At 74.6% G+C, this 13,391-nt stretch carries 14 protein-coding genes; 7 read left to right on the top strand and 7 right to left on the bottom strand.

The window, feature by feature from the left end:
- The first annotated feature begins 36 nt into the window (after positions 1-36).
- The gene (locus tag ACH4TG_RS21370) at positions 37-378 is read left to right on the top strand and encodes a hypothetical protein (RefSeq protein WP_398243972.1); all 342 of its coding nucleotides are present in this window, start codon (positions 37-39) and stop codon (positions 376-378) included.
- 68 nt (positions 379-446) lie between these two features.
- Here ACH4TG_RS21370 and ACH4TG_RS21365 read toward each other — a convergent pair whose 3' ends face one another.
- A complete protein-coding gene (locus ACH4TG_RS21365; protein ID WP_398243971.1) occupies positions 447-956 on the bottom strand; it encodes a hypothetical protein in 510 nt (169 codons plus the stop codon).
- Between the two features lie 196 nt (positions 957-1,152).
- Between ACH4TG_RS21365 and ACH4TG_RS21360 the strand changes: the two genes are divergently transcribed.
- Positions 1,153-2,265, top strand: a complete 1,113-nt coding sequence (locus ACH4TG_RS21360; protein WP_398243970.1) for a hypothetical protein — start codon at positions 1,153-1,155, stop codon at positions 2,263-2,265.
- A 102-nt stretch (positions 2,266-2,367) separates the two neighbouring features.
- Here the strand turns inward: ACH4TG_RS21360 and ACH4TG_RS21355 are convergent, their stop codons facing one another.
- The 4 genes from ACH4TG_RS21355 to ACH4TG_RS21340 form a co-directional block, all read right to left on the bottom strand.
- The gene (locus ACH4TG_RS21355; RefSeq protein WP_398243969.1) at positions 2,368-3,024 is read right to left on the bottom strand and encodes a maleylpyruvate isomerase N-terminal domain-containing protein; all 657 of its coding nucleotides are present in this window, start codon (positions 3,022-3,024) and stop codon (positions 2,368-2,370) included.
- 150 nt (positions 3,025-3,174) lie between these two features.
- A complete protein-coding gene (gene gap, locus ACH4TG_RS21350; protein ID WP_398243968.1) occupies positions 3,175-4,173 on the bottom strand; it encodes a type I glyceraldehyde-3-phosphate dehydrogenase in 999 nt (332 codons plus the stop codon).
- Positions 4,174-4,336: 163 nt separating this feature from the next.
- Complete coding sequence (locus ACH4TG_RS21345; RefSeq protein WP_398243967.1) at positions 4,337-5,293, bottom strand: GlxA family transcriptional regulator; 957 nt, start codon at positions 5,291-5,293, stop codon at positions 4,337-4,339.
- Positions 5,294-5,371: 78 nt separating this feature from the next.
- Complete coding sequence (locus ACH4TG_RS21340; RefSeq protein ID WP_398243966.1) at positions 5,372-5,845, bottom strand: signal peptidase II; 474 nt, start codon at positions 5,843-5,845, stop codon at positions 5,372-5,374.
- 526 nt (positions 5,846-6,371) lie between these two features.
- Between ACH4TG_RS21340 and ACH4TG_RS21335 the strand changes: the two genes are divergently transcribed.
- The 5 genes from ACH4TG_RS21335 (at position 6,372) to ACH4TG_RS21315 (ending at position 10,885) form a co-directional block, all read left to right on the top strand.
- Positions 6,372-6,851 (top strand): DUF1453 domain-containing protein, encoded by a 480-nt coding sequence (locus ACH4TG_RS21335; protein WP_398243965.1) that lies wholly within the window; start codon positions 6,372-6,374, stop codon positions 6,849-6,851.
- Entirely contained in the window at positions 6,848-8,002 is a 1,155-nt protein-coding gene (locus tag ACH4TG_RS21330; protein WP_398243964.1) for a sensor histidine kinase, read from the top strand. Before ACH4TG_RS21335 ends, ACH4TG_RS21330 begins: the two co-directional genes overlap by 4 nt.
- On the top strand, positions 7,999-8,658 hold the full coding sequence (locus ACH4TG_RS21325; protein ID WP_398243963.1) for a response regulator: 660 nt from the start codon (positions 7,999-8,001) through the stop codon (positions 8,656-8,658). The genes ACH4TG_RS21330 and ACH4TG_RS21325 overlap by 4 nt, the downstream gene beginning before the upstream one ends.
- A 140-nt stretch (positions 8,659-8,798) precedes the next feature.
- Positions 8,799-9,230, top strand: coding sequence for a DUF485 domain-containing protein (locus ACH4TG_RS21320; protein WP_398244064.1), 432 nt, complete (start codon positions 8,799-8,801; stop codon positions 9,228-9,230).
- Entirely contained in the window at positions 9,227-10,885 is a 1,659-nt protein-coding gene (locus tag ACH4TG_RS21315; protein ID WP_398243962.1) for a cation acetate symporter, read from the top strand. Before ACH4TG_RS21320 ends, ACH4TG_RS21315 begins: the two co-directional genes overlap by 4 nt.
- An 8-nt stretch (positions 10,886-10,893) precedes the next feature.
- Here ACH4TG_RS21315 and ACH4TG_RS21310 read toward each other — a convergent pair whose 3' ends face one another.
- The gene (locus tag ACH4TG_RS21310; protein WP_398243961.1) at positions 10,894-11,592 is read right to left on the bottom strand and encodes a response regulator; all 699 of its coding nucleotides are present in this window, start codon (positions 11,590-11,592) and stop codon (positions 10,894-10,896) included.
- Positions 11,589-13,208: an ATP-binding protein gene (locus tag ACH4TG_RS21305; protein WP_398243960.1), complete on the bottom strand. Its 1,620-nt coding sequence runs from the start codon at positions 13,206-13,208 to the stop codon at positions 11,589-11,591. Before ACH4TG_RS21305 ends, ACH4TG_RS21310 begins: the two co-directional genes overlap by 4 nt.
- Between the last annotated feature and the right edge of the window lie 183 nt (positions 13,209-13,391).

Genomic DNA, 13,391 nt, shown 5'->3' with positions numbered 1-13,391 from the left:
TCCTCAACCGTCCATGGCCGGTGATCACCTGACCAGGTGGCGGTCACAGTAATCGCGGCCACTGACAGGGCCGCTCGCGCCGGCGGGCGGGCCGCCACCGCCGCCCGGCACGCGTACGCGGCTCTCCGCGCTTTTCCGCGGTGTCACCGATTCAAGGGCCCGGGCAACCTGGTCTTCCGGGCCGGCCGCGGCGCCGTCACCTCGGCGGTCCTCGAAGGCACGTCCCTGACGGCGCGGCGGACCGGGCCGCTCACCACCCGGCACGGCGGCGGCGTCGCGTACTTCGCCGCGCTCGGCGCCAGGCACCGCGGGACGCTCACGGTCACGCTGGCCGACGGCGGGCGGACCACGCCCCGGACGCCGGCGTTCGGCCGCTGACCCGGGCACCGCCGGGTGTTGCCGCACCTGCCACGCAGGACGTCGCGCCCTGGGCGCGTTCAGGCCCGTCAGGCGCGGGCGTGGCCGGCGACCGCCAGGTAGAACAGCCGCAGGCTCTCGCCGGCGCCGGCCTGGTAGCGCTTGACGGCCTTGCCGAGCGGGTTCCACACCCGGCCGTCGGTGCTCCGGATGCCGAAGGGCTGGCCGAACACCTCGCGCTGGCCCGCGTCGAAGTCCACCCACACCGCGCCGGCGTGCCGGCGCAGCACCTCGCCCGCGTACCCGCCGAGCGCGGTCAGCGTGGAAGGGGCGGACGGAGGGGTCTCGGCGCCGGTGTGCCGGGCGTCCCCGGCATGCGGGGCCGGTCCGGACGGCCGGGCGGGAACGGACGGTGTCGCCGGTGCGGCGGGCGGGTGCGCGCGGCGGAGGCCGTCGATGATCCGGTCGACGAGGGCGAGGCTGCGCGGCGAGTAGTCGAGCCGGATCCCGGCCCCGGCCGCCATGGCCACGACCTCGGCGGCGAGCCTCGGCCCCTGTACGGCGGCCCGTGCCTCACCCGTCTCTGCGACCTGCTCCATCGTGCTCCGCCTTCCGTTCCCGCACCGCCCCCCACCGATCGCGCGCCTGCCATCGAAGGCGCATCCGGTCGCGAAACCGTCACACCCGGCCGGACGGGAATGGGTCGCTATGGCGGCCTCCTTGACAAGGTCCAGACCAGGGCGTCACCCTGTGCCACCCCTTCACGGAGAACCACCTGATCGCCAGGAGGCGTTCATGCGTGTGCCGTTCGGAAAAGTGAAGTCCTTCGCGGCGGCAGCCGCGCTGGTGGCCGCCGCCGCGGTGGTGCCCGCGGCCGCTCCCGCCACATCGGCCAGTGCCGCGACCGGCACGCCGCCCCAGGTGTACGGCGCGTGGCACTGCAGCAACGACGCCTGTACGTGGGCGACGGTCCGGGACATGGCCGACTTCGACCAGCAGAACCACTGGCTGATCGACCGCGGCGACGGCCGCCCCTCGGTCAACCTGGTGGTGCTCAGCTTCGTCAACCCGCTCACCCTCCTGAACGGGACGACGAACAGCGGCAACGCCGACGGCGTGCCCGTCGGCATGGACCAGGCCGTGGTGGACTACTTCACCAGCCACGGCGTCCGCGTGATGCTCTCCATCGGCGGCATCACGTACACCGGCGACTGGAACACCGCGCTCGCCCAGAACCCCACCCTGCTCGGGCAGAAGGCCGCCGCGCTGGCCTCCCGGCTGGGCGTCGGCATCGAGATCGACTACGAGCAGAGCTCCGGTCCCGACATCACCGGGCTGCAGGCGTTCATCGACGCCTACCGGGCCGCGCACCCCTATGACGCCTCGGGTGCCGACCCGGCCGCCCGCCTGACCATCGACGTCGCGGCCGGCGACCGCTGGCTCATCGACCTCGACCAGTACGCCACCGCGCACTGGCTCACCCCCGCCGCCCCCGTGCTGGACTACGCCAACGCGATGGTGCCCAACAAGCAGCCGACCGCGAGCAACGCGGAGGCCAACTGGCAGGAGCATCTGACGGGCAAGCCCACCTACAACCCGGCGATCCCGCCGCTGGCCCCGGCGAAGTTCACCGGCAGCCTCTACATCGCCGAGGGCTCACAGGTCAGGCCGGAGTGCACCAACTTCCCGTCCTCGGTGCAGAACGGCACCGGCAGCTGGACCCAGAACGCCGCACCGGCCGGCGCCGGGACCACCAACGGCCTGCTCGGCTACATGTTCTGGGCCGCGGAACGCCCCGCGACCCGCGGCGTCACGACCCAGCCGCCGAACAGCTGCGAGGGCGGCGTCGGGGCGGGCGCGACCGCGTTCTCCGTTCCCGTCCCGATGCCGGCGCTCCGCCAGAGCTGAGCCTGTTCCAGGTGTGATCCTGCCCCGGGCCGCGGGCGTCGCGGGCCTTGACGGGCGCGCGGCAACTCCGGAGTTCCGGAATCCCGCGGCCCCGGGACAGGATCAGCCCAGGACGAAGGGCAACCGCCCGGCCAGGGAACCCAGTGCGGCGCGCTCGGTGTCGCTCGGGGCGCGGCGGCCCGTGCCGACCAGCAGGGCGTCCCGGTCGGACCAGGCGTCGGGGAACGGCTCGCCGGCGATCCGCTCCAGCATCCCCCGCGATCGGGCCAGGCACTGCGCCGGCGGCTCCGCGGCACCAGGGAGGTGGGCGATCAGGTCGAGGTGGTGCAGCGTCCACTCCAGGACGTACGCGGAGAGGTAGTCGGCGGCGGTGAGCACCTCGCCGCGGGTGCCCACCCGCAGCGCCGGGTCGGCGAGCAGCGCGGCGCGTCCCGCCGCGGAGCCGACGTCGTCCAGATGGAACGTCAGCAGCCGCGGTTCCTGGTACGCGGCGGCCAGCCGGACGACGAGCGCGTCGAGCGGGTCGTCACCGTTCGGCGGCGTCGCGCCGACCTCCCAGTACGTCACCGCGTCGCGGGTCGGCGCCGCCTCCGCCGGGGTCGCCAGGGTGATCAGGACGTCCTGGGCGTCGATGACCAGGTGGCACACCAGGTCCCGGACGAGCCAGCCGCGGCAGCCCGAGGCCCGCCCGAAGTCCTCGTCGCGCAGATCCGCCACGGCCGCGCGCAACGCCGTCCAGGCGTCGGAGAAGAGATCCACTCCGGCACGCTAGCAGCGCGGTCGCCCGCTCTGCGGGTGAGCCGACGTGAACCCGCCCGCACCAGGCGCCACTTCGCGGAAGCACGGCGAAGGGGCCGGCCGCTGGTGCGGGGAGGCGTCCGCGGCCGGCCCCCTGGATCCGTGGGCCGGTCAGCCGGCGGCGAGCAGGTCCAGCGTGTCCACGACGCGGTTGGAGAAGCCCCACTCGTTGTCGTACCAGGCGACCACCTTGACGTGGCGGCCGTCCACACGGGTCAGCGCCGAGTCGAAGATCGACGAGGCCGGGTTGCCGGTGATGTCCGACGAGACGAGCGCGTCGTCGGAGTACTCCAGGACGCCGGCGAGCGGCCCGTCCGCGGCGGCCCGGTACGCCGCCAGGACCTCGTCGCGCGTCACGTCGCGGGCGACGGTGGTGTTGAGCTCGACGATCGAGCCCACCGGGACCGGCACGCGGATCGAGTCGCCCGACAGCTTCCCCTCGAGGTTGGGCAGCACCAGGCCGATCGCCTTGGCGGCGCCGGTCGTGGTCGGCACGATGTTGACGCCCGCGGCCCGGGCGCGCCGCGCGTCGCGGTGCGGGCCGTCCTGCAGGTTCTGCTCCTGCGTGTAGGCGTGCACCGTCGTCATGAAGCCGTGCTCGATGCCGGCGAGCTCGTCCAGCACCGCGGCGAGCGGCGCGAGGGCGTTGGTGGTGCAGGAGGCGTTCGAGACGATCGTGTGCGCCGCCGGGTCGTACAGGTCGGAGTTGACGCCGTACGCCAGCGTCACGTCGGCGCCGTCGGACGGCGCGCTCACCAGCACCTTGCGCGCGCCGGCGGTCAGGTGGGCGCCGGCGGCCTTCGCCGAGGTGAAGCGGCCGGTGGACTCCAGCGCGATGTCGACGCCGAGGTCGGCCCAGGGCAGCTCGGCGGGGTCACGCTCGGCGAGCACCTTGATCCGGCGGCCGTCGACGACGAGCGTGTCCCCGTCCACGGAGACCGGGCGCCCGAGGCGTCCCGCCGTCGTGTCGAACTTCAGCAGCCGGGCGAGGGTGGCGGGCTCGGTCAGGTCGTTGACGGCCACGACCTCCAGGTCGCTGTCGCGTTCCAGCAGGACGCGCAGCACGTTGCGTCCGATGCGGCCGAATCCGTTGATGGCGATGCGAGTCATGTCGTGTCCCTTCGGTATCGCCACCAGGTTCGCGCGCGGCGCGCGGCGGTGGCCCGGGCGTGAGCGCCATGGTTCGCAAGGATCTCGCCAGCGGACGGGGCACGGTCCGCGCCTAGGCCCACGCGGGCCGCGTCCGTCCACCCCGGCCGCGGCCTGGCCAGGGCTACTCGCCCCTGGTGAAGGTGCGCCGGTACTCGCTCGGCGTCGTGCCCAGGATGCGCTGGAAGTGCAGGCGCAGGTTCGACCCGGTGCCCAGGCCCACATCCGCGGCGATCTGCTCGATGCTCCGCTCCGAGCACTCCAGCAGCTCGCGTGCGACGTCGATCCGGGCGCGCATCACCCACTGCATCGGCGTGTAGCCGGTGTCCTCGGCGAAGCGCCGGGAGAAGGTGCGCGGCGAGACCGCCGCGTGGCGGGCCAGCACTTCGAGCGTCAGCGGCTCACCGAGCCGGTGCAGGGCCCACTCCCGGGTGGCGGCGAACCGCTCGCCCAGCGGCTCCGGCACGCTGCGCGGCACGTACTGCGCCTGGCCGCCGCTGCGGTAGGGGGCGGCGACCAGGCGCCGGGCGGCGTGGTTGGAGGCCGCCACCCCGAGGTCGCCGCGCAGGATGTGCAGGCACAGGTCGATGCCCGAGGCGGCGCCCGCCGACGTCAGGACGCTGCCCTCGTCGACGAACAGCACGTTCTCGTCGACGCGGACGCGCGGGTGCTTCGCGGCGAGCGCCCGTGTGTAGTGCCAGTGGGTGGTGGCGCGCCGGCCGTCGAGCAGCCCGGTGGCGGCGAGCGCGAACGCGCCGGTGGAGATCGCGGCGAGCCGCGCACCGCGGGCGTGCGCCCCGACCAGCGCCTCCACGACGGCCCGCGGCGGGTCCTCGCGGTCGGGGAACCGGTAGCCCGGCAGGAACACGATGTCGGCCCACGCGAGGGCGTCCAGGCCGTGGGCAACGTGGTACGACAGGCCGTCGCCGCCGGTCACCAGACCGGGCTCGGCCCCGCACACCCGCACCTCGTACGGCATGCTCGCGCGGGTCGTGAACACCTGCGCGGGAATCCCGACGTCGAGCGGTTTCGCGCCTTCCAGCACGAGGACGGCGGCGCGATGCAGGCGGGGGGCTGGCACGGTTCGAGCGTACGCGGGGAGCAGGGGCGGACGGCGTCAGCGGATCATGAACGTCCGGTGCCGGGGTGGTGCTGCCCGTCAGGAGTGCCCGTACTCCGGGACCTTCGCGCGCATCGGCACCCCGCGCATCGCCTGGACCAGCGCGACCACGCAGCCGGCGGTCACGCACTGGTCGGCGAGGTTGAACACGCCGGAGTGCCCGATCTGGATGAAGTCGAGGACCGCGCCGCGGCCGAAGCCGGGCGTGCGGAAGAGGCGGTCGGTGAGGTTGCCGCCGGCGCCCGCGAAGATCAGGCCGAGGCCGACCGCCCAGCCGGGCCGCTGCACCGCCGGCGCGACGCGGGTGACGAAGGCGAGGACGCCGAGGGCGAGGAAGGTGAAGACGAGCGTGGCGTGCGGGGCGAAGGAGCCGGCCGCCCCGGAGTTGCGGAGCGCGGTGAACGTCACGGCGCCGCCGAGCGCGTGCGTGGGGTCGTGGCCCTCGACCGTGACGGCGGCGATGGCCTTGGTGCTCTGGTCGACGGCGAGACCGGCCGCGGCGACGGCCCACAACAGGTACGTCCGCCGCCTCCCCGTGCCCTGACCCGCATCCGGTGCGGCCGCTTCCGCGGTCCCGTCAGGCGGTGCCGCCGCCTGCGCCGTGGCCGTTCCGGGCGGGGCCGCCTCCGATGCCGCCGCCCGCGCCGCGACCGCTCCCGCCGGCCCTTCCGCACGCGCGGATCCCTCCGGAACCGCTGCCGGTCCCTCCGCCGTCGCCTTCCGCGCCGCCGCCGCCGACCGCATCGCGCGTATCGACAGCCCGGCCCTGACCGCCCGCACCGTCCGCACCGCCCACCTCCCGGGTCCTCGCCCCGTCCCCGGCGTCGAGCGTACGCGCCGGGACCGGGACCCCGGCGGGCCGTCCCGGGCCGGCGGTCTCCACCCGTGGGTGGAGACCGGCTTTCCACCCCGGGTTCAACCCGTGGCTTGATCCTCTGACCTGGGGGTTTCCCTAGATTTGAGGGCGTCGGAGTTCATCTCCGCCTCGGCTCGTCCCGAGCCATCCGGATCCATCGAACCGCGTTGTGGAGGCGTCCCCATGTCCGGTCTGGTCAATGCCCTGGTGATCGTGGCGGTCGTCGCGGTGGTGATCGTGCGCCAGCTCAGGCCGCGGCAGGTCGGGGCCGGCGGCCGGTGGTGGCTGCTGCCCGCCGTCCTCGTCGTGCTCGCCGTCCGCGACGGCGGTCTGCTCGACAGCGCCCACCGGGACGCCTCGATGGCCCTGCTCGCGGCGGAACTGGTCGTGGCCGTCGTCATGGGCATGGCCTGGGCCGGCACCACCCGGATGTGGAAGGACGCGGACGGGTCGGTCTGGGCCCAGGGCACCAAGGCCACCGTCGCCGTGTGGGTGGCGGGGATCGCGGTCCGCGTCGGCCTTTCCGCCGGGGCCGCGGGGATGGGCGTCCACCAGCACACCGGCTCGCTGCTGCTGGGCGTCGCCGGGACCCTGCTGATCCGCGGGGCCGTGCTCATGCTGCGCGCCCAGAAGCGGCAGCCGTCGTACCCTGCGGTCTCATGACCAGTTGGACGTCGTGGCCGTCCCGGGAGGCACTCTCCCGGGCCGGGCGCTCGCCGGCGCGGCGCGAGTTCGGCCGCGTCGTGCGGGTGGTCCTGGCGGGCGCGGCGGTGTGGGGCATCACCGGGCGGGGCGGCCTGGGCGCGTGGCAGACCGCGGGCGCGGTCGTCGGCGTGCTCGCCGCGTTCGCCGTGACGTGGGGGTACTTCCGTACGACGCTGCGCCACCTGCTGTGGCCGTCCGTCGCCCTGCTCGGGCTGCTCGTCGCGGGGGGCGGGATCGCCCACGCGCTGGGCGGCGACGTCGGCGCCAGCCTTCTGTGGTGCGGGAGCGCCGTCGTCGCGATCCAGCGGCTGCCGCTGGCGGCGGGGACGCCGATGGCCTTGGCCGCGCTGGCCGGCTTCGCGGCGATGGGCGGGGACAACTGGCTGGTGGCGACGCTCACCTGCCTCGGCCTGGCGCTGGGCGGCTACACCATGCGGCTGGACGCCGAGGCCCGCGGCAGCACGCAGCGCCTGCTGGAGCAGGAGCGGGCGGCGCGGTTGGCCGAGGCCGAGACGGCCACGCTCGCCGAACGGGCCAGGATCGCGCGGGAGATCCACGACGTGCTCGCGCACAGCCTGTCCGCGCAGACCGTGCACCTGGAGGCGACCCGGCTGCTGATCGAGCGGGGCGCGGACCAGGACATGATCCTGGAACGGGTGGCCGCCGCCCGGCGGATGGCCCGCGAGGGGCTGGCCGAGACCCGCCAGGCGCTGTCCGCGCTGCGCGGCGACCTGGCGCCGGTGGAGGAGTACCTGCGGGAGCTGGTCGCGTCCGAGGGCGCGCGGCTGGAGGTGAGGGGGGAGCCGCGCGGGCTGTCCCCGGAAGCGGGGCTCGCGGTGCGGCGGGTGGCGCAGGAGGCGATGACGAACGTGCGGAAGCACGCGCCGGGGGCCAGGGTCGTGCTGCGGCTGGAGTACCGGCCCGGCGAGGTGGAGCTGGAGTTCCGCGACTTCGGCGGCGGCAGGACGCCTGTGGACAACTCTCTCGGGGCCTCCGGCGCAGGCTACGGTCTGAGAGGGATGCGAGAGCGGGCCGAACTGCTGGGCGGTGCGCTGGACGCCGGGCCGGCGGAGGAGGGTTTCGTGGTGCGCTTGCGGGTGCCCGCATGACGCGGGTGGTGGTCGCGGACGACCAGACGGTGGTTCGCGAAGGGATCGTGATGCTGCTGGGGCTGCTGCCCGGCATCGAGGTGGTCGGGGCGGCGGCCGACGGAGAGGAGGCGGTGCGGCTGGTGGCGGAACAGCAGCCGGAGGTCGTGCTGATGGACCTGCGGATGCCGCGGTGCGACGGGGTGGAGGCGACCCGGCGGATCCGGACCGAGCACCCGGGCACGCAGGTGGTGGTGCTCACCACGTACGCGGACGACGACGACCTGTTCCCCGCGCTGCGGGCGGGCGCGCGGGGGTATCTGACGAAGGACGCGGGCGGGGACGAGATCGCCCGGGCCATCGCGGACGTCACCGCGGGCGGGGCGGGGCTGTCGCCGGCGGTGCAGAGCCGGGTGCTGGACGCGCTGTCCTCCGGTGGCCCGGTGGGGGCCGGCCGCGAGAGCGGGGCGCAGCCGCAACTGCCGGACGGGCTGACCGCCCGCGAGGCCGAGGTGCTGGCCCTGGTCGCCGACGGGCTGTCCAACTCCGAGATCGCGTCTCGGTTGCACGTGAGCATGGCCACGGTGAAGACGCACATCAACAACCTGTTCGCCAAGACCGGGGTGCGGGACCGCGCCCAGGCCGTCCGGTACGCCTTCCGCCACGGGATCACCTGATGGGGTGAAGGAATCGGCTTGTTGGGGCTGGAACTTCCCGCTCTGTCCATGATTGGGCGCATCGGCCGGCCGGTCGGTAGGAACGGGAGAGTTCGGTGGAGAACGACGACGGGGGCGTGGGCGAGCTGGGACCGCTGCGGATGGACGACCCCTGGCGGGACGCGGCGGGTGCCGGGGTGTGGGTGCCCGAGCAGCAGGGTGCCGCCCGGCCGCCGGAGTCCGCCGGGGAGCGGCCACCCGACGGGAGGGCCGCGGCCTACCTGGAGGTGCAGGACAGCGCGGCGTTCCGCGAAGTGCGGTCCCGCTACCGCCGGTTCGCGTTCCCGATGACCGCCGCGTTCCTCGTCTGGTACCTGCTGTACCTGGTGGCGGCGACGGCCGCGCCGGGGCTGATGGCGCACCGGGTGGCCGGTGAGCTGAACGTGGCGATGGTCGCGGGGCTGGCGCAGTTCGCGTCGACGTTCCTGCTGACGTGGGCCTACGCCCGGCACGCCCGGGTGCGGCGGGACCGGATCGCGCTGGACCTGCGGTGGTCGCTGGCGACCAGGACCGGTCAGGAGCGGGTGCGTTGAACGGCGGCGGACCGCTCCTCGCCCAGGCGGCGGGAGAGCGGCACGGCCTGGCGATCGTGCTGTTCACGGTGTTCGTCACGGGGACGCTGGCGATCACGGCGTGGGCCGGGCGGCGGCGCAGCTCGACGGTGGAGTTCTTCGCCGGGGGGCGGCTGTTCACCCCGCTGGAGAACGGCTTCGCGCTCGCCGGCGACTACATGTCCGCGGCGTCCTTCCTGGGCATCTCCGGGCTGATCGCGCTGTTCGGCTACGACGGGCTGCTGTACTCGGTGGGCTTCCTGGTGGCCTGGCTCCTGGTGCTGATGCTCGTCGCCGAACTCGTCCGCAACTGCGGGCGGTACACGCTCGCCGACGTGCTGGCCGGGCGGATGCGGCGGCGCCCGGTGCGGATCGCCGCGGGCACGGCCTCGGTCACCGTGTCGATCCTCTACCTGGTGGCGCAGATGGTCGGCGCCGGCAGCCTGGTGGGGGTGCTGCTCGGCGGCAGCGACAGCGGAGCGGCCCGCACCTGGACGGTGGTGGGGGTGGGCGCCCTGATGGTGTTCTACGTGTCGTTCGGCGGGATGCGGGCCACCACCTGGATCCAGATCGTCAAGACGGTGCTGCTGATCGGCGGGACGGTGGCCCTCACCGTGATGGTGCTGGCGCGCTTCCACGGCGACTTCGGCCGCCTGCTGAACACCGCGGCCGCCAACAGCGGGCACGGCCAGGCGTTCCTGGGGCCCGGGCTGAAGTACGGCGGGAGCTGGACCAACCGGCTGGACTTCATCAGCCTCGGCCTGGCCCTGGTCCTGGGCACCGCGGGCCTGCCGCACATCCTGTCCCGCTTCTACACCGTGCCCACCGCGCGGTCCGCCCGCCGCTCGGTGGTGTGGGCGATCGGGCTGATCGGCGCCTTCTACCTGATGACGATCGTGCTCGGCTTCGGCGCCGCCGCGGTGGTCGGCACCGGAAAGGTGCACGCCTCCAACGAGGCCGGGAACACCGCGGTGCCGCTGCTCGCGGAGGCACTCGGCGGCGGGCCCGGGACCACCGGCGGCACCGTGCTGTTCGCGGTCGTCGGCGCGGTGGCCTTCGCGACGATCCTCGCGGTGGTCGCGGGCATCACGCTGTCCTCGTCGGCGTCGGTCGCCCACGACCTGTACGCCACATGGCGCCGCAAGCGGGCCGCCGCGCGCGACGAACAGCCGCCGGAGGAGGGCGAGTCGGAGCGCCGCGAGGTGCTGGTGGCGCGGTTCGCCGCGGTCGGCGTCGGGGCGGTCGCCATCGCGCTGAGCCTGCTCGCGCAGGACCAGAACGTGGCGTTCCTGGTCGGCCTGGCCTTCGCCGTCGCCGCTTCCGCGAACCTCCCGGCGCTGCTGTACTCGCTGTTCTGGCGCCGCTTCACCACCCGCGGCGCGGTCTGGTCGATCTACGGCGGGCTGGTGCCGTCCCTGCTGCTGGTGGTGTTGTCGCCGGTGGTCTCGGGGCGGCCCGACGCGCTGCTGCCCGGGGTCGACTTCCACGTCTTCCCGCTGGAGAACCCGGGACTGGTGTCGGTGCCGCTCGGCTTCCTGGCCGGCTGGCTCGGCACCGTCACCTCGCGCGAGCCGGCCGACGAGGCCACGTACGCGGAGACCGAAGTGCGCTCGCTCACCGGGGCCGGGGCCGCCTGACCCGTCCCTCAGACGGGCGCGGCCCAGGCGTACAGGTGCTCCGGGCGGCCGGTGTCGCCGTACTTCAGGGAGAGCCGCACCCGGCCGGCCTGCTCCAGGTGCTTGAGGTACCGCTGCGCGGTCGAGCGGCTGAGCCCGGCCCGCTCGGCCACCTCGTGCGCCGACAGCGCCCCACCGGCCTCCTGCAGCACCCGCCGGATCAGTTCGGCGGTCGGCGCCGAGTGGCCCTTGGGCAGGGCGGCGGGCGAGGCGGCCGCGGTGCGCAGCGCCCCGAAGATCCGGTCCACCTGCTCCTGCCCGGCCTCGCCGCCGCCCCCGCCGACCACGCCGTCCACGGTGCGGCGCAGCGCCGCGTACCCCTCGAGCTTGGCCCGCAGGCCCGCGAAGCCGAACGGCTTGACCAGGTACTGCAGCGCGCCCAGCCGCATCGCTGCCTGCACGGTCGCCACGTCCCGGGCCGCGGTCACCATGATCACGTCGGCGTGGTGGCCGAGCTGGCGCATCCGGCGGACCAGCGTCAGGCCGGTCTCGTCCGGCAGGTAGTGGTCCAGCAGCACGAGGTCGATGCGGGTGCGCTCCAGGGTGGCCAGGGCGTGCGCGGCGGTGTGGGCGCGGGCGGCCACCCGGAAGCCGGGGACCTTGCCGACGTACGCTGCGTTGATCTCGGCCACCCGGAAGTCGTCGTCCACGACCAGGACGTCGATCATCTCGCTCCTCCCGGCACCGCGGACGACAGCTCGGCGGTGAACTCCGCGGACGCCAGCGCCTCGGGGAGCACCACGGTGAACACCGCGCCGCCGCCCGCGCGGGCGCCCACCCTGGCCATCCCGCCGTACCGCTCGGCCAGCCGGCGCACCAGGGCCAGGCCGAGGCCGCGCCCGCGGTGGGCCGGCGACTTCTTGGTGGTCCAGCCCTCGGTGAAGATCCGCTCCCGCAGCTCGGGCTGCACCCCCGGCCCGTCGTCGCTCACCCGCAGCACCAGCGTGGTGCGTTCGGCCCGCAGCTCGACCTCGACCGTCGAGGCCGCCGCGTCCAGCGCGTTGTCGATCAGGTTGCCGAGGACCGTCACCAGGTCCCGCGGGTCGACCACCCGGTCCGGCAGCCAGGTGGCGCGCGAGATCCGCAGGGTCACGCCGCGCTCCGCGGCGATGGCCGCCTTGCCGACCAGCAGCGCCGACAGCAGCGGCACGTGCACCCGGTCGGCGACCTCCTCCGCCGAGGCGCGGTGGGTGTCCGCGACCTCGGCGACGTAGTCCACGGCCGCGTCGGTCAGACCGAGTTCGAGCAGCCCGAGCACGGTGTGCAGCCGGTTCGCGTGCTCGTGGTCCTGGGCGCGCAGCGCGTCCAGCAGGCCGTGCGTGGAGTCCAGCTCCCGGCCCAGCGTCTCCAGCTCCGTGCGGTCCCGCAGGGTGACCACGGCCCCTCCGTCCTCGGTCGGCATCCGGTTGGCGATCAGCACCCGTCCCTCGCTCACGGTCAGCAGGTCGGCGCCCTCGGCGCGGCCGGCCAGCACGTCGGTGGTCCGGCCGGGCGGCAGCAGGTCGTCCAGCGGGCGCCCGGCGGCATCGCCGTCCAGCCCGAGCAGGCGCTGCGCCTCGTCGTTGACCAGCCGCACCCTGCCCTGCGGGTCGAGCGCCAGCACGCCCTCGCGGATGCCGTGCAGCATCGCCTCCCGCTCGTCCAGGAGCGCGGAGATGTCGGCGAACGCCAGCCCGTGCGTGGCCCGCTGCAGCCGCCGCGACGCCCAGTAGGCGGCGAGCGTGCCGGCCGCGAGCGCCGCGCCCGCGTACATCAGCACGCTGGGCACGATGGCCACCAGTCGGCTGCGGACGCTGCTGTACTGGATGCCGACCGAGACGGCGCCGACGATCTGGTTGTCGGCGTCCCGCAGCGGGACCTTGCCGCGGGCGCTGCGCCCCAGCGTGCCGCTGTCGATCTGCATGACCTCCCGGCCGTCGAGGGCGTCGCGCGGATCGGTCGAGACGATCTGGCCGATCTGGAACGTGTCGGTGTGCGACCAGCGGATGCCGGCGGTGTTCATCACCACCACGTAGAGCGCTTTGGTCCGCTTGCGGACCTGCTCGGCCTCCGCCTGCACCGGGCCGTCGGGCGACGGGCGGGTGGTCACCAGGTCCCTGGCGATCTGCGGGTCGGACGCGACGCTCTGCGCGATCGCCAGCGCGCGCTGCTCCGCCTGGTGGTCGATCTCGTGGGCGAGCGGCGCCAGGAAGAGGCCGGCGGTCAGCGTCGTCACGCCCGTGGTGATCGCCACCTGCATCAGCAGGACCTGCGCCGAGACACGGCGCGGCCATCCGATCCGCATGACGCTGCCCTCCGACTCCGGTTCCTGCCGACTGCCTGCTCACTCCCTGTGCGGACGGCCCGGTTCCGTGGCCGGCCGCTCCGGGAGCCCGCGTCCGCGGTCCGCCGCCCCGGCCGGCTGCCCGGCGGGCGCCGGAGACGGCAGCAAAGGGGCCGCGCCGGCGACCCCGGGCCTGCCCGATAT

The organism is Streptomyces sp. NPDC020917, from assembly GCF_044333795.1.
GTDB lineage: Bacteria > Actinomycetota > Actinomycetes > Streptomycetales > Streptomycetaceae > Actinacidiphila.
The sequence above is the reverse complement of the archived record's forward strand: the minus strand, read 5'-3'. Positions and strand labels throughout refer to the sequence as shown.

Excerpts from the sequence above, each read along its gene's own strand:
- gap (WP_398243968.1), bottom strand. The coding sequence starts at position 4,173 with ATGACTCGCATCGCCATCAACGGATTCGGCCGCATCGGACGCAACGTG.
- ACH4TG_RS21335 (WP_398243965.1), top strand. The coding sequence starts at position 6,372 with ATGTCCGGTCTGGTCAATGCCCTGGTGATCGTGGCGGTCGTCGCGGTG.
- ACH4TG_RS21310 (WP_398243961.1), bottom strand. The coding sequence starts at position 11,592 with ATGATCGACGTCCTGGTCGTGGACGACGACTTCCGGGTGGCCGAGATC.
- ACH4TG_RS21325 (WP_398243963.1), top strand. The coding sequence starts at position 7,999 with ATGACGCGGGTGGTGGTCGCGGACGACCAGACGGTGGTTCGCGAAGGG.
- ACH4TG_RS21320 (WP_398244064.1), top strand. The coding sequence starts at position 8,799 with ATGGACGACCCCTGGCGGGACGCGGCGGGTGCCGGGGTGTGGGTGCCC.
- ACH4TG_RS21360 (WP_398243970.1), top strand. The coding sequence starts at position 1,153 with ATGCGTGTGCCGTTCGGAAAAGTGAAGTCCTTCGCGGCGGCAGCCGCG.
- ACH4TG_RS21330 (WP_398243964.1), top strand. The coding sequence starts at position 6,848 with ATGACCAGTTGGACGTCGTGGCCGTCCCGGGAGGCACTCTCCCGGGCC.
- ACH4TG_RS21365 (WP_398243971.1), bottom strand. The coding sequence starts at position 956 with ATGGAGCAGGTCGCAGAGACGGGTGAGGCACGGGCCGCCGTACAGGGG.
- ACH4TG_RS21305 (WP_398243960.1), bottom strand. The coding sequence starts at position 13,208 with ATGCGGATCGGATGGCCGCGCCGTGTCTCGGCGCAGGTCCTGCTGATG.